The organism is Prochlorococcus sp. MIT 1327 (assembly GCF_047304785.1).
Lineage (GTDB): Bacteria > Cyanobacteriota > Cyanobacteriia > PCC-6307 > Cyanobiaceae > Prochlorococcus > Prochlorococcus marinus_D.
This window is the reverse complement of the sequence record NZ_CP138972.1, coordinates 1,918,612-1,937,502: the sequence shown is the minus strand read 5'-3', so window position 1 is coordinate 1,937,502 and position 18,891 is coordinate 1,918,612. Positions and strand designations below refer to the sequence as shown.

The following is an 18,891-nucleotide window of genomic DNA, read 5'->3' as shown; positions in this document are numbered from 1 at the left end:
TATTCGCTCATGATCAATGGTCAACCTTGGCGCAAGAACCTTTCGTTGTTCGATTTAGAACTTGCCACTGCAAAGGGCATTCCAGCGTGTGATCACGCGCTGTTCTCTTTCGAAACCAAGAATGCAAATGCTGCCGGTATCGAGTCTGAACAGTCGTCCGGCTGCGGCTCCAAGGCCTAGCCAGGTGCCAGTTAGGGCTCGCAAGATATGTCCATGGGCGAAGAGAACGATGTCACCGTTGTTTGAGGTGCCGAGGGCATGTTCAATGATTCGTTCACAACGCTCTTGCACGGCAGTAGCGTGCTCGCCACCAGGACAACCTTGGTCCCAAATGGTCCACTCAGGAACGGTTTGACGGATCTCTGCTGTGGTGATGCCTTCATAGTTTCCGTAGTTCCACTCGATCAGCTCCGGCAGGATTTCAGCGGGCATTTCAAGCTCAGCCAGCGCACAGGTGCGCATGGCTCGTTGCAGGGGAGATGACAACACAGCGGCAAATCTCACGCCTTTGAGCACAGGAGCAAGAGCCTTCGCCTCTTCTTCCCCTTGGGGTAGCAAGGGGAGGTTGGTGCTACCGGTATGGCGGCCTTGGAGTGCCCATTCGGTAGCCCCATGGCGGATGATCCAAAGTTGACGAGATGTCATGCAGGACGGTTGCTGCTGGCTGAATTTTGACGAGCATCTTCAAATGATGTCTTCCTGGGTTTGTGCTGTTCAGAAATCACTTGTTGCTGGGATTGATTGCGGCTCGAGTGCGGCTCGCCATCGACGGGAGATCATTGAGCAGCTCGCCCAGTGGAGGTGCACCCAGCTGGCATGCAATGTCTGATGGCTCCATCCTTCTTTGTGTTGCGGCACCCGCCACCCTTGAACTTGCCATAGAGAGCTTGGCTTGTTGATCTTGTGTGGTCGATCAAGAGGTTTTTTTAAGCCATTGTTAGGGCCCGTGGGGTGGAGTTCCCAGCGGTGGAATTCATGGCCCATCAGTCGATCACCTTTGCGAACAACAAGACTGTCTTCTGTGCCATCAAGGCTGCGATAACCCACTTGAAGGGAGCCTTTTTTGGCATGAAAAGGAAGTAGGCCTGTCATTGGATGGGCTTGTCCTTCCAGATCAGTGAGGGTCTGTCCAAGCAGAAGCATCCCGCCACATTCGGCATAAATCGGGCGCCGTCCATACCAGGCTCGTAGGTCAGCCATGCTGCGATCACATTGACTAAGACTCGCCGCATATTGTTCGGGGAAGCCGCCTGGAAGGATCACACCTTTCGCTTGTGCAGGTAGGGGTTCATCCTCCAGTGGTTTCCAGGGCAGGACTGGCATCCCAAGAGCTTCAAGGCAATCTTTGGTTTCTGGATAGCGAAAGTGAAAGGCATCGTCTTGAGCGACTGCTACAGGCCGTAGTGGTTGTGGTGATTGGATGCTCTTTTCTCCAAGCAGGGCATCAATTGGATCTATTGCCGGGGTAGGCGCGCGGAGCAACGTTTTGAAGCTCGTTAGATCGAGATGAGTCTCTGCGAGGGCACTCCAGGCTTGTAGTCGAGCTTCCAATCGCTCAAGCTCATGGGCTGGAGCAAGGCCGAGATGTCTGCTGGGAAGATTGAGTTCAGGATCTCGGGGCAAGCAACCGAGCAATTTCACCTCAATGCTGTTGAGGACTTCTTTCAGTAATTCTTTGTGGCGATTGCTGTTGACCCGGTTCAACACCACCCCGGCCAGAGTCAGTTGTGGATCGTGGTCTCGGAAGCCTTTAACAAGGGCCGCTAGGGAGCCTGCTTGGCCGCTTGCATCCACGACAAGCACGACTGGTAGTTGCAGATGACGAGCTACGGCAGCAGTACTGCCTTGCTGCGATGTGCCGACACCATCGAATAGGCCCATGACGCCTTCCACCAGCGCAAGGTCGGCAGCTGCACCAAAGCCATGAAAGCTGTTTTGCACCCAGTCGGGGCCACAGAGCAGTAGGTCAAGGTTTCGACAGGGTCTACCGGAAGCAACTGTTAGTTGTTGCGGGTCGAGATAGTCGGGCCCCACCTTGAATGGTTGGAGGCTTAGATCACGGCTGCGTGCCCAGGCTGTGAGGGTGAGGCTTAGTAAGGTTTTTCCAGTGCCACTGGCTGGGGCAGCAATCACACAGGCCATTACGGGTGGCGGCTGAAAAAGGGCTTCGCCTTAGCTAAGCAGCTTGGCAGCAAGGGGGGCTGCAGCGGCAAGCAGGGGGGTGGTGGTGTTATGGCCACCAGCGAGGAGTCTGGCTACATCCATCTCTACAGAGGCGACCTGCATTGGGACGACTTCTTCAATCAGCTCCATGCTGGCCATGCCACCTGCTTCGAGTCTCATGCAGCCGCCAGATTCGGCACAGAGAATCACGCAAACGGCATGTTCGAGTTGTGCATCTGGCTTGCAGATCAACCTGACCCCCACGATCTGGCCAGGATGAATGCTCGGTTGCCCCATGGGTACAGGCATAAGGCGAAACTGAACAGTGGTGCCATCGGTTCGGCGGAATTCGGCAGCAATGCCTTCCCCTTTTATTGTCTGGGTGGCTTGTAATTGCCATCCCAGTCGATCGGCGATCCAGGCGGCTAACAACAGCCCCTGGACGGGGTGATGACCCTCAACGTCGATTTCGAGCTGATCAACATGACTAAGGGCATTGCGGCGGTGTGGTGGGTCAAACACCATTGCGAGGTGTTCTCGCCAAGTGCGCAGCCTTAACCAATTCAGATCATTCACCGCTCGGCCTGCTTCCACATGGGCCTTGAGCAGCTCAATGCAGCGATGGGGATCTCCTAGTGCTGTATCGATCACCAGGCGCCGTGGGGTCACAGCCAGCCGCTCGAGCAACTCGGGGGCTTCGTCCAGGCTGCCGTTCCACCAGACCCAGGAGGGCAGTTCTGTAGGTAGTAGAGGTTGAAGGATTCCCAGCCCATCTGTTAGGGCGTGATGGTCACCGCGAAGCACCACCACATCTCCGCAGGCGCTATTTCCTCCTCCTTCTTCTGGTAATGGGCAATAGGCAGCCACGAGTGTCTCGAGGTCCTGCCCCTTCTCGAGGGTTGGTGCCAGTGTGATCAGGCGTCGGGGTTCTAAGGCACTGATGGCAGCATCAATGTGTTGCCCACGTAAATCCTCGCCATGTTGATTGCCTTTGCGATTGGCAAGGACTCCTGCAACACTTGAATCCAGAGGAGGTGTGCTGTGGGGTAGATCGCCTTCGGTAACGGCTTGGCGGGCAGCTTGGATCAGCTCTTGGCTCTGCGATCCAATGATCGGGCCATCAATCTGGCCGGTTCTAACCAGCTGCTGTTCGACCCAGGCCGGCTGCCAAACCAGCAGGGAGAATGTTTTGGCGCCTGTGTTGCCAGGTTGATCGTTTAACCAGAGCTGCTCGAGATAGCTAGGGACCTCACTAGGAGGGAGTTGCAGAGGGCTCTGAAGCGTGAGCTGGGGGGACATGGATAGAGCTGAGTAATCAAGATGAGATAAGCCAGGCGGGATCAGGGTCGGCGCCAGAGCAATCCGTCATTGGCAAGCAGGGTATCGGCAGCAGCGGGCCCCCAGGTACGTGATTCATAGGGATGAATGGGCAATTGCCATGGGCTGTCTTCAATTAGTTCCAGGAGAGGGGTGTAAAGGCGCCACGCTGCTTCAACCTCATCACTGCGGGTGAATAAAGTTGGGTCACTGAGCATGGCATCGGCCAAAAGTCGGACGTATCCCTCATCGGATGGCTCACCGAAGGATTCGTCATAGGAGAATTCCATCTCTACTGGTCGGCTGCGCATGCCTGAACCAGGTGACTTCACCTCAAAGCGCCACTCGGCTCCTTCATCCGGTTGGATTCGCAGGATGAGTTGGTTTGCTGTAGGGCTGCCGCCAGCGGCATCGAAAAGGTGCACGGGTGCTTCTCGAAAGGTGAGAACCACTTCACTAAGACGCTTTGCCAGTCGTTTGCCAGTGCGAACGTAAAAGGGCACTCCCTGCCAGCGCCAGTTGTCGATGAAAAGTTTCATCGCTACATAGGTCTCGGTGGTGCTGTTGGGATCGACACCGGGCTCCTGTCGGTAGCCTGCTATCGGAGCTTCCTTGGTGCCGCCAGGTGCGTACTGGCCACGGATGCAGCAGTTCCAAGGTTCCAACTCATCCGCTAGGCGAGCCGCTAGCAAAACCTTGGCTTTTTCATTGCGGATTGCCTCAGGGTCAAAGCGCCCTGGCGGTTCCATCGTGGTGATGGCCAGCATCTGGGTGAGATGGTTTTGCACCATGTCGCGCAGGGCCCCTGACGATTCGTAGTAGTTGGCTCGTTCTTCAACACCTACGGTTTCAGCGGCTGTGATTTGAACGCTGGAGATGTAATTCCGGTTCCAGATTGGTTCAAAGATGGTATTTGCGAATCGCAGCACAAGGATGTTCTGGACTGTTTCTTTGCCGAGGTAGTGGTCGATGCGGAAGATTTGATTCTCTTGGCCACAGCTTTGGACAATTTGATTTAAAGACTGAGCACTGGCGTAATCACGCCCGAATGGTTTTTCGATGACCACTCGACTGCGTTTTGGATCGCTTAGAAGACCGGCATTAGCAAGAGCTTTGCAGCCACTGCCGTAGAACTTTGGTGACACCGAAAGATAGAAGGTGCGATTGCTGCGGGTGGCGCGGAGTCGATCAATCTCTTCCAGCCGATGGCTGAGTTTGATGAGGTCTTCTGGCTTCTGTAGATCGACAGGTTCGTAAAAAAGGCCAGCGGCGAATTGATCCCAAGCAAGCTGGTTTTCGTTGATAGTCTCGCCGAGGGCTTCAGCCATTTTTTGGCGAAATATTTCGTTGCTCCAAGGACGTCGCGCGCAGCCAAGTAGGGCGAATTCACTCGGTAGCCGCCGTTGTTTGTATAGCTCGAAAAGGGCTGGAACCAATTTTCGGTGGGTCAGGTCGCCACTTGCACCAAAGATGACTAGGCACTGCGGAGCGATAACCCGCTCTTGACGTAGTCCAACCCGTAAGGGGTTGGTGATCGTGGTGCTCATGGAACACAGACCTCTTCTGACGGGTAATCAAGGATCTGTGAATTCAAAGTGCTCCAGACCATCCCGGCATGGTTTGTCGTCGTATGCCCAAAAAAATTTGAGGAAGCATAAAAAGACCCGCCCAAATGGGTGGGTCTTTTTATCAGGTTAAAAAACCTGGAGAGTGCAGGATTAATAGGTTTCCACGTGCCAGCGATGAGCTTTCTTCAGCTGGGGTCGTAACTCTGACCAATCGATCCCCTTAGCAGTTGCTGCTGCGGTCATGGCTTCGTCGATGCCAGGCTCCATGCCCTTGAGGCCGCACATATAAACATGGGTTTTGGGGTTCTCAATCATTTTGAAGATCTGATCGGAATACTCCATCACCCTGTCTTGGATATACATCCTGCCGCCTTTAGGATTCTGCTGTTCACGGCTGATGGCCTTGGTATAGATGAAGTTGTCGGGAAACTCTCTGAGATAACGCTCAAAGTCTTCGTCATAAAGCAGATTGGCTGTGTAGGGAGCTCCCATGAAGAGCCAGGCTTTGCCACGGAATTTCCAGCCATTCTTGGAGCGCTCAGTGGGCTCAAACATGCGGCGAAGATAGGCACGCATTGGAGCGATGCCGGTTCCGGTGGCCAACATGATGACGTTGGCCTCTTCATCATCAGGTAGAAGCATTTCTTTGCCTACCGGTCCGGTGATCTTCGTTTTGGCTCCAGGCTTGATGTCGCAGAGATAGGTCGAGCAGACACCGTCGATCGTTTTGCCGTCTAGCTCGTATTGGAGCTGACGAACACATAAAGAGACTGTTTTGCCCTCTAGGTTGTCGCCATGGCGGGTGCTGGCAATGGAATACAAGCGGAGCTTATGGGGCTTGCCGTTGGCGTCTGTACCAGCAGGAATGATGCCAATGCTCTGGCCTTCTACATAACTGAGATGGGGATCACTCCCGGCCAGGTTGAAAGTGATGTGATTGACCCTGCCAACAGCACCTTCTTTGACCAGGCTGTAGTTCTCTAGAACAGTCCCTTCAAAGGGTGCCTTCGGCTTGTAAAGGTTAATGGGTATCGCTGTTTGAGCGGGTGGGCTTTTGGTATCTGGCTTTTCGGTTGAGGTGGTTGTCGATGATGATTTTCTTTGAGCTGCTTGGCGGTAAGAAAAGCTAAAAGGAGCTAACTCTCCGTCTTGGCCTCGGTAAAAGAGTGCTTTGACAACGTAGAAAGCGCCAATAACAAGAGGGATATGGGCGATTCCACCGAGAACTACTTCAGTTTGGTTGAAAGCCATCAAGAGCAAGAGCGTGACGGCGAGAATACCTTAGAAGGTGTGATGGTACGCATACTCATCCGTGTTTTCGGGTTACGTTTAGCGATTGGCACAGCTCAGTCTCTGGGCATTGGCTCAACGGTCATTGAATTCTTTCGGTATTCTGAGGCGTCTTGAGCACAGCCTCTTCTTGTGGTACCTATCCAGGATCTTCAACCACGTTCGGGTTCCGTGCTCATAGCCTCACCAGAGTCGGTCTCTGTGAAGCGACAGGCCATCGAGCAGACGATGGAACGCTTGCCTCATGGGGCGCGACGACTGGCGGTCCAGTTGAGAACGCCGATCAAAGAGTCTGTGTTATGGGACGTTCTGACCGATTACGACAAACTTAGTGAATTCATCCCAAACCTTGCCAGCAGCACAGTGTTGGAACGCACTGGCAATCGAGTGCGGCTGAACCAGGTGGGTTCTCAACAGTTGCTGGGGCTGAGGTTTTCAGCTCAGGTTCAGTTGGAGTTGGTGGAATATCGATCTGAGGGCCAGTTGCAGTTCCATTTGCTTAAAGGGGACTTCAGACGTTTTGAGGGAAATTGGATCATGCGCGAGCTGGCTGAGGGAACGTCAACTTCCCTTCTCTACGAGCTCACTGTTCAGGGCTGCATTGGTATGCCAGTTGCCTTGATTGAACAGCGATTGAGAGATGATCTCACTGCAAATCTACTTGCAGTGGAGATGGAGGGCTTGCGTCGCCAGTCCTTGGTTTGAACATCTCAAAATATGCAGATGATCTTGAGCAGCGTTTGTTTAAATTGTTCGAGCTAAGGGTCTACGAAAAAGGTCATTGCTTTTGGGAATAGAACCCACCTTTAGCAAGCTCAATCCGTTATCAGCTGATACCCCCAAGGGGATTCGAACCCCTGTCGCCTCCGTGAAAGGGAGGTGTCCTAGGCCTCTAGACGATGGGGGCGAGGCCGTAATCAAAGCTGTCTGTGCTTGTGATCACTCGGGAAAACTACGTTTAAGCCTGACCCTCCGTCAAGGCAAGCGGAGTTCAATCTTGTCCATTTCGTTGCCAGACTGGAACTGTTAAGTAAAAGCATGCGCCATTGTCGGGTTCTGAGACAACCCAGATTTTGCCCCCATGGACCTCCACGATTCGGCGGCATACCGATAGGCCGACTCCGAATCCAGATGTTGAAACTGAAGTTTGTGGCAAGCGCACTCGGTCAAGAAAAATCCGCTCTTGCTCATCTTCTGGAATCCCTGGCCCGTTGTCACAGATGCTGACCTGCACCCATTGACTTGTGCGGTGCAGCATGGTCAGTGAAACTTCTCCTCCATCCTCAGTGAACTTCAGGGCATTTTCCAGCAGGTTGAGCAGCACCTGTCGCATGCGTCTCTGATCAGCAAAGACCTTGGGTAGGTCGGAGGGAATGTCTGTACGGATCTCGATGTTTCGATCAAGCCATAGCTTTTCGAGCTCTAGGATCGCTTCAGCGGCGATATTTCCTAGATCAAGATTTTGTGGATTGAAAAGGTCTTCCCATTTCGTGCTTTTTACTTCCAGCAGGTCTTTTGATAGCAATTCGATTTCATCAAGACGCCGTTTGACGACATCCTGAAAGTGTTCAATATTGATTTGTCCCAGCTGTTGACTCTGCAACGCTAGGACTGCTGCGGTTAGAGGAGTTCTTAACTCATGAGCCACCATTCTCAGTGTTCTTTCCTGTGCATTGAGGCGGTCGATCAGGGTTTCGTTCTCCTGGCGCAATACCAGCAGCTGATCTTCCAGTTGCAATTCCCTTTGAGTGCGGCTGCCATCTAGTTCTGTTGGCCTCAAACTCAGGCCCAGGCCAGTGACGACGATATCTTGCTGCCAGCGAGTGATCCAGTTTTGTAGTTGCTGGAAAATACTGCTGCCTGCGAACACTTGCTTTGGCGTTGGCGATAGCTTGATCAGTGCAGGGGTTGCCACTAGTCGATGCAGTTCAAGCAACTCCGGCTGTTCACTTGGATCAGCCATCTGCAGCGTGACATTGAAGCCGCAGTCTTCATTCTCCAGAAACTGGATCATTGATCGCAGATCGCTTCTGGAGAGCTGATGGCGAGCTGCTACAAGCAGGAGCTGAAGCTGTTGTCGCTGATTGGCTTTGACCCCATCCACTGTGGCGGGTGCCTGGCAAGGTTGAGGTTCACATTATGGGTTTTTACTTGAATTGGTAGAGCCGCTAAGACCTTGATGAACAGTCTGTTGCTCAGTGGGCGTTGCTGATAGCTCTCTTCCTATTGCAAGAATTGGTTGCTCCCACATGTGGATCAGTTGATCGGCGTGGAGGTTGTTGCATAAGCCAAAGAGGGGGATAGCCGTTATCGCTGTAGCTTTTGGCCATACAAGCAGTGCGACTCCTTTACGAAGAAAACTGGCGGGGAGTGGGACGGGCTGATTGAAGAGGAGGGTTTGTCCACCATCAGAATTTGCTTGAGAGGGCATCAGCCTCGATTCAGAAGGGATAGGCGTTGATTCGACTCTCTAAAGCGTTGATATGTCATGACTGACTCGGTTGGGGTGGCTAAACCCTTGTCGGATAGGGCACCATGGCGAAGTCTTGAAGACCAGATCCATTGCAAACCCTTTTCAGTCGTCTTCGTCCAGTTTTGGCGGTTTCGTTGTTGATGCCCCTCAGTTTGATTAGTCCTGCTGCGTTTGCTCAGCAAGCTGGTGGGTCCAAAGCAACACCGGCTAGCAACGAAGAGATCTTTCTCTATCGAGGCATTGGCTCTTCGTACGTTTGTAATGCACGTTCCGCTGGCGTGGAATTTCCCAAGGCCGTTGGTATCGCTGCCGCTACGTACGCGCAGATCCTTACGGGCCGCCATGGTGGATTAGTGGCTTCGGCAGGAACTAGCAAACTCACCACCAAACAGCTTTTCGCTGGTGCTGAGTTTCAGATCATCACTGGGGCTATTCAGTACTGCCCTAAGGAGGTGCCAGCAGATGTGAAGGCCAAGGTTGAGGAGGCTGTCAAGAAACAACAGGACAGCAAGTAGACGAGGTAAGGTTTCAGGTGCTGTTTAAAGCTGCATCTAAATGCAGCTTTGCATGCAAATTGCGCTTAAAGCTGGAGAAAGCATCTTTGATGAGTAGCTCATGCTTGAGAGCATCAACTTCTTCTTGCTGGCTGATTAAGCCGCTGTCAACTTGTTGACTAATAAATGCTGATGATGTTCGATGCAGCATCCATCACTGTGATCAATCTCACTGCAGTATTTGAGCAAGATTAGAACAGAAGTGGTTGATCTGATGGATGGTGTGTGAAGCCATCAGTCCTAGATCATGACTGCAAAACACTTCGCTGTTGTCGGTGCTCAACTGCTGACTGCAACCGCTATTGGTACCGCTCCGCTGATCTGGGCAATTGCTGCTCATCCAGGCTTGTAAGCCTTTTAGGGTTTATTTTGATAACAGACTTCCTCAAGGATTGATCGCTTGCCCTAGTTGTCTGAGTATTAACCTATTGCGCTCATCTTTTGATTAAATTATAAACCATGAACTTGTAGTAATGCCTAGAATCTGTTTCGGTCACTTCAACCAGGGACTTTAATCATTGGCTAATCGATAGTTTTGAGGTTCAATATTTATGATTCAGAATCAGGAAGAGTATTCAGGCTGAATCGATAGCCCTGCTGGCGCATGGTGGTGATGCCACCTCCTTCGCCAAGCCCAGCTTGCTCAAGTTTGCGTCGCAAGGCAAGGATCTGTGTGTCTACAGAACGAGGCCCGCCGCTGAAGGGAGGCCAAGCCATTCGCAATAATTCCTGGCGGCTTCGTACGATACCTGGAGGCATTAAAAGTGCACAGAGAAGTGCAAATTCTCTGGGGCTTAATTCCACAGGTTTATCGCGCAGAGTAACTTGTCTGAGCAATAAGTGGACTTCAAGGGGGCCCACTGTGACGCGCTCCTGTAAACCGCTATGTCCCCGTTTCAGCAAGGTGCGACAGCGTGCGGCGAGTTCTTCAAGTCCAAATGGTTTGCGCAACACATCGTCGGCGCCTTCATTCAGGAGGCCCACCATGGGCTCTGTGCCTGTTCGAGCTGTTAACACGATCACAGGGCAACGGAGCTGATGAGAGAGTCGCATTGCAGAACTCCTCTCAAGTAACTCAGCACTAACGAGAAGATCCGGTGATTGATCTCGGCAGACGTCAAGGGCTTCCACGGCAGATGCCACTGCAGCGGTGAGATGGCCGTCCTGACGGAGGCGATGGACCAGAACCGTGCGAAGAGTTTGGTGAGGTTCCACCACAAGGACCCTTGAGGGCTGCTTTGGCGTGGTCTGCATCTGCAAAGACCCCGATGAAGACACTTGGGTGTCCTCATTGGAATGAAGATTGCGGGGAATGGAGGTCACATGTGATCACAGATCGCGCTTACGCTAAACCCAATCCAATGGCAAGCTGCCAAAAGAGGCTGCCGTGATCTCCGACCATGACATCTCTTGATCACCCTGAGGCGATTAGACACTTCCAGTCGCTTTGTGATGCCTGTCAGGAACTGACCAGTCGTTACCACAGTCAGTCTGAGCTGCGGCTCTATGCAGACGGCTACATTCATGCCCTAAGGCGTAGTGGACAACTGGAGATAAGGGATCAGGCCAGGTTTGAAGATCTTGTCGATCGTTGGATTTTGGATCCCTCCAGCTTTATTGGCCCAGATGGCGATATGGGAACTCTTTATCGCAAAAAAGAAGCGGGTTGGTAATTCCTTTTTGGAATTCCAGCAGCCTTTGCAGACCAGTTGACCAGGGCAAGCTCCCTGTTTACATCCCAGGGATTGGGTAGCTGTCTTTTGTTTTCGCTAGCTGTGTTGGCCATGATTGGCTCGGTGGCGACCAACATGGGCCTGGTTCCCTAAGTTTTGGAGAGGTATCTCGTTTAAGCCCATCACCCCAAGCCTCTCTAGGGCTTATGGGGATGCCCTAGGGGGGCAATGCTGCTGAGTAGTTCAGTCCTTTTTAAGGCCAAACAATTTCTTCCAGCCTCGCCAAACCAGCGGGTTATTGCCTTTGGTGATCACTGTGATCGCTCGACCCAAAAACCAGGAACCAGCAAAAAATCCGATCACAGCCACTCCATAGAGGAGATTTGCTTGCAAGGTTGTGGCGAGTAGTAACGGCATTTAATTGCTAAGACTTAACGAATTAAAGCTTGAGATCTTAGCTATTAAGAGCGATTTCAAGCTTCTCGGCCAATTCTCCCGCGTTGTACATCTCAATCAAGATGTCTGATCCGCCGATGAATTCTCCTTTTACATAAACCTGGGGAATTGTCGGCCAATTGGAGTAGTCCTTGATCCCTTGGCGAATTTCCATGTCGGAGAGCACATCAAAGGTTTCGAAGCTCATGCCGAGGGAGTTGAGGATCTGCACGCAATTGTTGGAGAAGCCGCACTGAGGCATCAGTTTTGTGCCTTTCATGAACACCATGATCGGGCTTGATTGGATCAGGGCTTCAATACGTGTTTTGGTAGTGGGATCCATCGAAAACGAGGGGGAGAGGGTTTAGTTGGGAGTAGAGGTGCTTAAGGCCAGGGCATGGATAACTTCACTGGCGAGCTGATCTTTGAGGGCCCCATAGACCAACTGATGCTGACGGATTCTGGAAAGGCCAGCGAAGGCGTTTGAGATGACGCTCACCTGTAGATGGTCGCCGCCACCAGTGAGGTCTTCAACGGTGACTTGGGCATCAGGTAGGGCTAGCCGGATCGCTGCACCCACCTCGTCGGATTGAACCATGGAGACCAATGTTGATTTCAAAGCTTGATGCTGGCAGATCCAAGTCGAAAGTTGACTCAGTTGGGAGCTGTCAGCTTGGCGCCGGCATAGGGGGTTTCTACGAAGCCCAGCTCCAGAAGGCTCTGATAGGCCTTTTGGCCTTCGGGGCGGGAGGGCGACATCACTCTCACCACTTCTACCAACACCGGTACAGCGACCTCAGGTTGGTTTTGTTGGCGGAAAAGTGCTGCAAGGCGAAGGTTGGCCTGGGCAAGGAGCCCCATGGCTTTACGCCCTTTGGCATCCATTTCGCGAGGGATACGAGCATCCAGTCCGCGGAAGGCTCCACTGAGGTCCCGATAAAAGGAAAGCAGCTGCTTTGCAGCATCGCGAGCGTTGTCGTAGTCATTTCGGGCTTCAGTGAGATTTCCAGCGGATACAGCAGCATCTCCTTGATTCAGGAGGGCTTGAACTGCTGCCACATTGAATCCACCGCCCGCCTGGGCCAGCACCTTGTCATTGGATGAAGCTGCTGTTTGAGCTAGTGCTGAACCAGGTGAGAGAAGTAGGCCAGCAGAAAGAGCAAGGGCCGTCAGCGGAAGGCGACAACGCATGAACTGAAGAACAGATGGGCGAAACTTTAAGGTGCTTTCTTGAGACGGCCTACTGCATGGAGGGCAGCTTGTTCAGCTGCATGCATCTTTTCTGACAACTCTGCATTGAAGCTTTTCACCGCCTCACGACCAGTTTCCAAGACCTTCATCGGTTCTGCGAAGCAAATTGATGCCCGTCCGCAGGCTTTGGGAATGGCTTCGCTATAGCCAAGACCAACTGGTACGACTTGGACATCTATATTCTGGCTTTTTGCAAGTTGAGCCAGACGTGCCAAACCTTGATAGAGCTTGATGGGTTTTTCTGTGCGATTGATTGTTCCTTCTGGAAAAACCACGACCTGTTGACCATCGGCCATCAGATCAATCGCATAGCGCAGGCTGGTGAGCGAAGGTTTGCTCTGATTCACCGGGAAACATCCCAAGCGATGGAGAAACCATCCCTGTAGGCCCTTCATTTCATCAACAGTGACCATAAATCGACAATCACGACCCGTAACCCGACGGCCAGCGGCCATAGGCAACATCAATGCATCCCAGCGTGAACGATGGGTGGGAGCCAGCAACACTGGCCCTTGCATGGGCAGATTCTCTTGACCCAGAACGATGCGCTCTCGAAAGTATTGACGCAGGACGATATCTTGCGTCGTCACCATGGCAACGGGGGCCAAAAAAGGGTCTATTGCTAGACCCAGGGAATTTTCACGAGTCGCTAGGGCCGAGGACACCGTCTCTGGCTAGTTCAAACATCCGAAGTTAAAGGCCAAGAACCTCTGAACCCAATGTTGATTGGGCAGTTGAACCGGCGGTCAAATCCCTTAGAGAATAGAAGGCGGTCAATTATCCCCAATAGGATCAGGCCTGTTTCCCTTTCTTCATGGCCAGCCTCGGGGTCAACATCGACCACATTGCCAATGTGCGCCAGGCTCGCCAAACCGTGGAACCCGATCCAGTGCCGATGGCTCTATTGGCGGAACTTGGTGGAGCCGATGGCATCACAGTTCACTTAAGAGAAGATCGCCGTCATATTCAGGATCGAGACCTGGACCTGCTTCGGGCCACAGTGCGCAGTCGTCTCAATTTGGAGATGGCAGCCACTGCTGAAATGGTGGGGATTGCTTTAAAAATTCAACCTGACATGGTGACACTCGTACCAGAGCGCCGGCAGGAGGTGACCACAGAAGGAGGTTTGGATGTTGCTGCCCAGCAGGGATCCTTGAAAGGCATGGTTGATCAGCTGCAGGTTGCAGGGATTCCCGTCAGCTTGTTTGTAGATCCTGTTTCTCAACAACTGGAGGCAGCTTGTAAGAGTGGTGCTCGTTGGGTGGAGCTGCACACTGGCGCTTACGCCGAAGCCTGTTGGGCTGATCAATCCTTTGAACTTGCACGCTTGACTGAAGCAACAGCAAGAGCGCGCAGCCTTGGCTTACGGGTGAATGCTGGGCATGGCCTCACGTATCAGAATGTAGAAGCCGTGGCTGCGATTGAAGGGATTGAAGAATTGAATATTGGTCATACGATTGTGGCCCGCTCGATCGCTGTAGGCCTTCAAGAAGCTGTAAGAGAGATGAAGCGTCTTGTCCAGAATCCCCGACGAGAGCCTCTATTCGTGTAGTCAGCAAGGATGAGTAGGCATTATTTAATCGCTGCAAATCAATGCTTACTCAGTAAATATTTGATGCCGGACATGTTGACTGAGTAAAAAAGGTGAATCTGCCTGCAGTGACGGTGGTCTCGATCGTTACTGATCCTTCTGCTGAAGCCTAAAACAGGCCCTCCAACATTGAACAATCAGAATCTGAACAACCCTAGGAAGGTGCGACGTCCAGTCGAATTCTCTGCGGAGGCTCGATCGTCTTGTTTGTAACGGGGCTTGGTTTCACCGATGGTAATCAGTGCCTCTTTCTCCTTCCACCAGATCCAGTCACGGATTGGTGGTGTGGTCATCAAATCTTCCCGGGTGAGACCAAGCTCAAGCTGGGCTGCCGCACCTAGAAGGACGTCAATCATGGAGTCTGCATCCTCGCAACGTGCCAAAGCTTCATTGGTGCGCTCAGCACCATTGAGGGATTTGACGAGTAAGTCGACTCGTTTGATGACCGGCAACGTGCGTGGATCCAAATCAACCACTTCAAGACTGTTCACCGTACGCAGTAGCGCTGACATATGGCTACTGCCAAGTCAGAATCTTGAAGAGAATGCTGCTGCGATTGTGAAGTCACCCCGCGAATTTCACTGGGTGATTGGGGATGTCCATGGCTGTTATCAATCCTTGGTAGAGCTCATCGCCTTGCTCCCCAGCTCAGACCAGCTCGTGTTTTGTGGAGATGTGATCAATCGAGGGTCGGCCATTGAGGCCACCATGTTGCTTGCCTGGGAAATGGTCTGTGGCGGTCGTGCTCATTGGTTGCGTGGAAACCATGAACAACACCTGATCGATTGTCTGGAGGTCGACCCTCAAGATGGCCAGGCTGCTTTGCTGGCGATTGACACGTACCGGCAATTGGGTGATCGCCAGGCTCGAGAGTGGTTAAGCCGCTTGAAAGGGCTTCCTCTTGTTTACAAAGCCAAGGGATGGATTGCGACTCACGCTGGCTTTGACCTCGATGGTAATCCTGATTTGAGCATTCGTCAGCGATTCTGGGAGGATTACGACGGTCGCTATGGACGCGTGATCGTGGCTCATACCCCTCGTCCGCAGGTGGAGCGCCATCGCCATCTTGTGATGATTGATACGGGAGCTTGCTACGGGGGCTTGCTGAGCGCCTATTGCCCAGAACGCGATGCTGTTGTTCAGGTCTGCGGTGAACGCAAGTTGAATCAGCATCTTGCATGCGATGTCTACAAGCTCAAAGAGGCGTTCACTCGAGAGATGACTACATCATCATCCCTGGTTTCTACTAAGCCTTGCTGACGATCTACCGCAGCAACAGAGCGGAGTGGTTAGCTCGAGTGTTGGCGGAGCAGCTGCGTCTGGCACCACCAGGTCTATTTGACTCAGTGGATGTCGTGGTGAACACCTGGCCCACAAGCCGCTGGCTGGGGGAACAGTTGGCAAGCGTGAATGGCATCAGTGCTTTGGTGCGATTCCCTTTCCCAGGATCACGTTTAAGGCAATTGGTTCGGATGATATTGGGGATCGATAGTGATGCTGAAGATCCCTGGCGGGCTAGTCGACTCGTTTGGCCTCTGCTTGATTTGTTGCCACAGCTTTTGGAGACTGAAGAAGCTGCGCCATTGAGAGAATGGGTCAATCGGCAGCCATCTCGGCCAGGCCACCTCAACCGAGTGCAATGGCAGTTAGCCAGAAGCATTGCCGATGCCTTTGACGACTATGCGCTTTACCGCCCCAAGTTGATCCATCAATGGCTTGAGGGCAGTGATCGGCTTTTGAACTCATCGCAGGAGATGCCTTTAACCCTGCGCTGGCAACCCCAGTTGCTGCGTTTATTGGCTGAACGTTTGCAGGTTGAACCGTTCGGGATTCAGGTGCATAGGGCTGTTTCAAAGCTGCGCAGCGGAGACAACCCCGCCATGGCATTGCCAAGTCAACTGCGGCTTTTTGGTCTGAGCAGTCTTGCTCCGGTGCAAGTGGAGTTGATTCAGGCCCTCTCGGGTTTTGTGGACGTACAGATGTTTCTGCTGACCCCCTGCCCGGATCTTTGGCAGCGATGTCGTAGCAGAAGGGAGACGTTGGGGAATCAGTGGACCGAGCCGGCTGATGGTTTGTGGATGCTCGAAGCGCCGCGCTTAGAAGCCATCCTTGGACGCATGGGCGCGGAATTTCAGCAGTTGCTGGAAGGTGGCGGTGAAAGTCAGCTTGGCCAGTGGCAGGAGGGTGATCTATTCGCCGCGCCGGCCACCATGGCTTGTGAATCCGGGCAAGAACCTACGTTGCTTGAGCAGCTTCAGCAGCAGCTTGTCTCGCCGGAGGATCATCAACCTCTGCGGCGCAGGCAAGAGGACAGTTCTTTGCAGTTTTTGGCTTGCCCTGGGCAATGGCGCCAGGTGCAGTTGGTCCGCGATCAGATCTTGCAATGGTTTGCTGCCGACCCCAGCCTCGAACCCCGTGATGTGTTGGTGATGACCCCACAGGTCAATCGTTTTGCTCCTCTGCTCGCCTCGGTGTTCAACGATGCTGCCGCCACTGGCGTGGAGCTTCCTTGGCGGCTCACAGATCGCAGCCAGCAGGACAGCCCTGGGCTGACGCAGGGGATGTTGCAACTGCTTCAGATCGCAGGTGAGCGATTGACTGCCACCGCCCTTGAAGGCTTGCTCGCTAATCCGGCAATACAGCAGCAGCAAGGTTTCAGCCAGGACGATGCCAGTAGCCTTAGTCGCTGTTTGCAGCGCACAGGATTTCGCTGGGGACTAGATGCCGAGGAGCGTGGTGGTGATGAGACCCATAGCCTCAGCTGGTGCTTGGATCGCTGGCTGCTTGGCTTGGTGTTGCCCAGCACACCAGGTCTGGCCCCTGGAGGAGCAGCACCCTTCGCAGAGGGGCTGGAACCAGCACAGCTTGCGAAGTGGTGGCAGCTTTTGGCTCAGTTCTGCCGGCAGCTGAAAGAGTTTCGTCGTGCTCGAACTTGTGGAGCTTGGGTAGAGCTTCTACAGGGTTTTGTCGAGGAGTTGTTTGGTGATGGTGGCTCTTGGGCCTGGGAGCGGCAGTGCCTGCTGATTGCTTTGGAGGATTGGCGTCAGATTGGTGCTGACTGCACGTTGTTGCTGGAAGCGGCTGTTGTAGCAGATGTGTTGAATGAAGCTCTCTCTGCAGATAGCGGGCGGTTTGGACATCGCACTGGTGCCCTCACAGTGAGTGCTCTGGAGCCGATGCGTGCCATCCCTCATCGTGTGATCGTGCTGATGGGATTGGACGCCGATGTTTTCCCTCGCCATCGCGAGCGAGCTGGCTTTCATCTATTGGAGCAGCAGCGTCAGCTAGGTGATCCACGTAGTAGTGATCAAGATCGTTATGTGCTTTTGGAAGCATTGATGTCGACCCGACAGCATCTGCTGATCACATGGAACAGCCGCGATGAGCACACGGGCGAATGTCGCCCAGCTGCTAGCCCTGTGCAGCAATGGCTTGGACGGCTGCAGCATGAGCTCAGCGATGAGACATTTGAGGGCCTATGTCGAGAACCAGCCGCCAATCCCCTTGAGCGCAGTAATTTTCTATCTCAGGGGAGCCAACTACCTCCTAGCTGTGACCGTCGCCATTTCGAGGCGCGCCGCTGGTTGGATAAAACTCTAGCGCCACCACCCCTTGCCCTTGCGCTGCCTTTGCATTGGAGTTCGGTGTCATTGGAGGCTTCTGCGGTTATCTCATCTGAATTGTTGTTGCGCTGGTTAATCGCTCCCCAGCTGATTTGGCTGGAGCAATTTCAGGTAACACCACGTGAATGGTTTGATCCTGTTGAAGACTTTGAGGCCCTCGATCTAGATGAATGGCATCGGCATGGTTTGCTCAGGCAACGCTTGTCAGAGCTGCTTGGCCATCTCCCTACGGATGAGAAGGCATTGCTGCAGGAATCAGAAGCAGGTGATTGGAAGCATCGCTATGCCGGCCAAGGCACCCTTCCACCAGGAGCAGCTGCGACGTTGGAGTGCGAACGACTCGAGATGCGTTGGCAACATTTACAGGCAACGCTACTGAGCATGGGACCATGCTCGACACGACGTCTTGAATTGGCGGATGGCTCCAGGCAAATGCTTTGGGCTGGGGACACGGTCGTGGTGGTGCAACCAGGTCAGTTGAAGTCAAGGGGGGTGATGGAGGGATGGCTAAGCCATTTGCAGGTCTGCGCAAATCACACGCTTACCTCGGCAACTGTCGTCGTAGCCCGTTGTGGATCAGCAGCCAAGAAGGATCAATTTGAGATAGCTCTGCGTTGGCAGCCACTTTCGGCCGAGCAAGCAAGAGAACAACTCATTGCTTTGCAGGCTTTAGCCTGTCAGGGTTTGAGTCAGTGTTGGCCGGTGCCACCGATGAGTGGTTGGGCCTACGCCAACGCCAACAACAAATCGGCTGGTAGGGGTGAACAAGCCTTCCGTCAGTCTTGGAGTGGCGGATTTAATGTTCAGGGTGAGCGTGAACGGGCTGAGATGCAGCTCTGTTTTGGTCTGAACTGCGAAGCTTCAGAGCTTCTCAACACCCCTGGTTTTGAGCATGCATACACAAGCCTCTATGGCCCTTTGGTTGAGGCATTGGTGATCTAGAAGTCATTGCG

General features: G+C 53.2%; 20 protein-coding genes and 1 tRNA gene. 6 read left to right on the top strand and 15 right to left on the bottom strand.

From position 1 onward, the window contains the following. Positions 1–54: 54 nt before the first annotated feature. From SIB80_RS09600 to SIB80_RS09580, 5 genes are all read right to left on the bottom strand, one after another. Positions 55–645: a histidine phosphatase family protein gene (locus tag SIB80_RS09600; protein WP_063419926.1), complete on the bottom strand. Its 591-nt coding sequence runs from the start codon at positions 643–645 to the stop codon at positions 55–57. A gap of 69 nt (positions 646–714) precedes the next feature. Then, a complete protein-coding gene (locus tag SIB80_RS09595; RefSeq protein WP_063419928.1) occupies positions 715–2,142 on the bottom strand; it encodes a cobyrinate a,c-diamide synthase in 1,428 nt (475 codons plus the stop codon). Positions 2,143–2,172: 30 nt separating this feature from the next. Beyond that, complete coding sequence (locus SIB80_RS09590) at positions 2,173–3,462, bottom strand: glucose-6-phosphate dehydrogenase assembly protein OpcA (protein ID WP_063419930.1); 1,290 nt, start codon at positions 3,460–3,462, stop codon at positions 2,173–2,175. A gap of 41 nt (positions 3,463–3,503) precedes the next feature. Continuing rightward, positions 3,504–5,027 (bottom strand): glucose-6-phosphate dehydrogenase, encoded by a 1,524-nt coding sequence (gene zwf, locus SIB80_RS09585; protein WP_063419932.1) that lies wholly within the window; start codon positions 5,025–5,027, stop codon positions 3,504–3,506. A 171-nt stretch (positions 5,028–5,198) separates the two neighbouring features. Continuing rightward, positions 5,199–6,299: an FAD-binding oxidoreductase gene (locus SIB80_RS09580; protein WP_063419934.1), complete on the bottom strand. Its 1,101-nt coding sequence runs from the start codon at positions 6,297–6,299 to the stop codon at positions 5,199–5,201. A 171-nt stretch (positions 6,300–6,470) separates the two neighbouring features. Here SIB80_RS09580 and SIB80_RS09575 point away from each other — a divergent pair, with 171 nt between their 5' ends. Then, a complete protein-coding gene (locus SIB80_RS09575) occupies positions 6,471–7,043 on the top strand; it encodes an SRPBCC family protein (protein ID WP_074160151.1) in 573 nt (190 codons plus the stop codon). Between the two features lie 129 nt (positions 7,044–7,172). Here SIB80_RS09575 and SIB80_RS09570 read toward each other — a convergent pair. From SIB80_RS09570 to SIB80_RS09560, 3 genes are all read right to left on the bottom strand, one after another. Further along, positions 7,173–7,245 (bottom strand) — tRNA-Glu (locus SIB80_RS09570). A gap of 84 nt (positions 7,246–7,329) precedes the next feature. After that, positions 7,330–8,442, bottom strand: coding sequence for a histidine kinase (locus SIB80_RS09565; protein ID WP_063419938.1), 1,113 nt, complete (start codon positions 8,440–8,442; stop codon positions 7,330–7,332). A 33-nt stretch (positions 8,443–8,475) separates the two neighbouring features. Further along, on the bottom strand, positions 8,476–8,769 hold the full coding sequence (locus SIB80_RS09560; RefSeq protein WP_063419940.1) for a hypothetical protein: 294 nt from the start codon (positions 8,767–8,769) through the stop codon (positions 8,476–8,478). A 182-nt stretch (positions 8,770–8,951) separates the two neighbouring features. Here SIB80_RS09560 and SIB80_RS09555 point away from each other — a divergent pair, with 182 nt between their 5' ends. Continuing rightward, positions 8,952–9,326, top strand: coding sequence for a cAMP phosphodiesterase (locus SIB80_RS09555; protein ID WP_370520971.1), 375 nt, complete (start codon positions 8,952–8,954; stop codon positions 9,324–9,326). 588 nt (positions 9,327–9,914) lie between these two features. On the opposite strand, the gene SIB80_RS09550 is transcribed toward SIB80_RS09555, so the two are convergent. Further along, on the bottom strand, positions 9,915–10,619 hold the full coding sequence (locus SIB80_RS09550) for a response regulator transcription factor (protein ID WP_413681541.1): 705 nt from the start codon (positions 10,617–10,619) through the stop codon (positions 9,915–9,917). Between the two features lie 146 nt (positions 10,620–10,765). Here SIB80_RS09550 and SIB80_RS09545 point away from each other — a divergent pair, with 146 nt between their 5' ends. Continuing rightward, complete coding sequence (locus tag SIB80_RS09545; RefSeq protein WP_011130468.1) at positions 10,766–11,038, top strand: DUF6761 family protein; 273 nt, start codon at positions 10,766–10,768, stop codon at positions 11,036–11,038. 243 nt (positions 11,039–11,281) lie between these two features. Here the strand turns inward: SIB80_RS09545 and SIB80_RS09540 are convergent, their stop codons facing one another. Genes SIB80_RS09540 through SIB80_RS09520 form a run of 5 tightly spaced genes read right to left on the bottom strand, consistent with a single transcriptional unit; the run spans position 11,282 to position 13,389 of the window. Next, complete coding sequence (locus tag SIB80_RS09540; protein WP_011825608.1) at positions 11,282–11,455, bottom strand: hypothetical protein; 174 nt, start codon at positions 11,453–11,455, stop codon at positions 11,282–11,284. Positions 11,456–11,492: 37 nt separating this feature from the next. Continuing rightward, positions 11,493–11,816 (bottom strand): Grx4 family monothiol glutaredoxin, encoded by a 324-nt coding sequence (gene grxD / locus SIB80_RS09535; RefSeq protein ID WP_011130467.1) that lies wholly within the window; start codon positions 11,814–11,816, stop codon positions 11,493–11,495. A 21-nt stretch (positions 11,817–11,837) separates the two neighbouring features. Beyond that, positions 11,838–12,071 (bottom strand): BolA family protein, encoded by a 234-nt coding sequence (locus SIB80_RS09530; protein WP_011130466.1) that lies wholly within the window; start codon positions 12,069–12,071, stop codon positions 11,838–11,840. A 56-nt stretch (positions 12,072–12,127) separates the two neighbouring features. Continuing rightward, complete coding sequence (locus SIB80_RS09525) at positions 12,128–12,664, bottom strand: hypothetical protein (RefSeq protein WP_063419944.1); 537 nt, start codon at positions 12,662–12,664, stop codon at positions 12,128–12,130. A gap of 26 nt (positions 12,665–12,690) precedes the next feature. Further along, complete coding sequence (locus SIB80_RS09520) at positions 12,691–13,389, bottom strand: lysophospholipid acyltransferase family protein (protein ID WP_063419946.1); 699 nt, start codon at positions 13,387–13,389, stop codon at positions 12,691–12,693. A gap of 149 nt (positions 13,390–13,538) precedes the next feature. On the opposite strand from SIB80_RS09520, the gene SIB80_RS09515 reads away from it, so the two are divergent. Then, entirely contained in the window at positions 13,539–14,276 is a 738-nt protein-coding gene (locus tag SIB80_RS09515) for a pyridoxine 5'-phosphate synthase (protein ID WP_063419948.1), read from the top strand. A gap of 176 nt (positions 14,277–14,452) precedes the next feature. On the opposite strand, the gene SIB80_RS09510 is transcribed toward SIB80_RS09515, so the two are convergent. Next, on the bottom strand, positions 14,453–14,827 hold the full coding sequence (locus SIB80_RS09510; protein ID WP_236066052.1) for a hypothetical protein: 375 nt from the start codon (positions 14,825–14,827) through the stop codon (positions 14,453–14,455). 46 nt (positions 14,828–14,873) lie between these two features. On the opposite strand from SIB80_RS09510, the gene SIB80_RS09505 reads away from it, so the two are divergent. Together SIB80_RS09505 and SIB80_RS09500 are read left to right on the top strand one after the other, a co-directional pair. Continuing rightward, positions 14,874–15,575, top strand: coding sequence for a metallophosphoesterase (locus SIB80_RS09505; protein ID WP_236066053.1), 702 nt, complete (start codon positions 14,874–14,876; stop codon positions 15,573–15,575). Continuing rightward, positions 15,569–18,880 (top strand): exodeoxyribonuclease V subunit gamma, encoded by a 3,312-nt coding sequence (locus tag SIB80_RS09500; protein WP_063419952.1) that lies wholly within the window; start codon positions 15,569–15,571, stop codon positions 18,878–18,880. Before SIB80_RS09505 ends, SIB80_RS09500 begins: the two co-directional genes overlap by 7 nt. Positions 18,881–18,891 lie beyond the last annotated feature (11 nt).

Excerpts from the sequence above, each read along its gene's own strand:
- SIB80_RS09600 (WP_063419926.1), bottom strand. The coding sequence starts at position 645 with ATGACATCTCGTCAACTTTGGATCATCCGCCATGGGGCTACCGAATGG.
- SIB80_RS09595 (WP_063419928.1), bottom strand. The coding sequence starts at position 2,142 with ATGGCCTGTGTGATTGCTGCCCCAGCCAGTGGCACTGGAAAAACCTTA.
- SIB80_RS09590 (WP_063419930.1), bottom strand. The coding sequence starts at position 3,462 with ATGTCCCCCCAGCTCACGCTTCAGAGCCCTCTGCAACTCCCTCCTAGT.
- zwf (WP_063419932.1), bottom strand. The coding sequence starts at position 5,027 with ATGAGCACCACGATCACCAACCCCTTACGGGTTGGACTACGTCAAGAG.
- SIB80_RS09580 (WP_063419934.1), bottom strand. The coding sequence starts at position 6,299 with ATGGCTTTCAACCAAACTGAAGTAGTTCTCGGTGGAATCGCCCATATC.
- SIB80_RS09560 (WP_063419940.1), bottom strand. The coding sequence starts at position 8,769 with ATGCCCTCTCAAGCAAATTCTGATGGTGGACAAACCCTCCTCTTCAAT.
- SIB80_RS09555 (WP_370520971.1), top strand. The coding sequence starts at position 8,952 with ATGCCCCTCAGTTTGATTAGTCCTGCTGCGTTTGCTCAGCAAGCTGGT.
- SIB80_RS09550 (WP_413681541.1), bottom strand. The coding sequence starts at position 10,619 with ATGCAGACCACGCCAAAGCAGCCCTCAAGGGTCCTTGTGGTGGAACCT.
- SIB80_RS09545 (WP_011130468.1), top strand. The coding sequence starts at position 10,766 with ATGACATCTCTTGATCACCCTGAGGCGATTAGACACTTCCAGTCGCTT.
- SIB80_RS09540 (WP_011825608.1), bottom strand. The coding sequence starts at position 11,455 with ATGCCGTTACTACTCGCCACAACCTTGCAAGCAAATCTCCTCTATGGA.
- grxD (WP_011130467.1), bottom strand. The coding sequence starts at position 11,816 with ATGGATCCCACTACCAAAACACGTATTGAAGCCCTGATCCAATCAAGC.
- SIB80_RS09530 (WP_011130466.1), bottom strand. The coding sequence starts at position 12,071 with ATGGTTCAATCCGACGAGGTGGGTGCAGCGATCCGGCTAGCCCTACCT.
- SIB80_RS09525 (WP_063419944.1), bottom strand. The coding sequence starts at position 12,664 with ATGCGTTGTCGCCTTCCGCTGACGGCCCTTGCTCTTTCTGCTGGCCTA.
- SIB80_RS09515 (WP_063419948.1), top strand. The coding sequence starts at position 13,539 with ATGGCCAGCCTCGGGGTCAACATCGACCACATTGCCAATGTGCGCCAG.
- SIB80_RS09510 (WP_236066052.1), bottom strand. The coding sequence starts at position 14,827 with ATGTCAGCGCTACTGCGTACGGTGAACAGTCTTGAAGTGGTTGATTTG.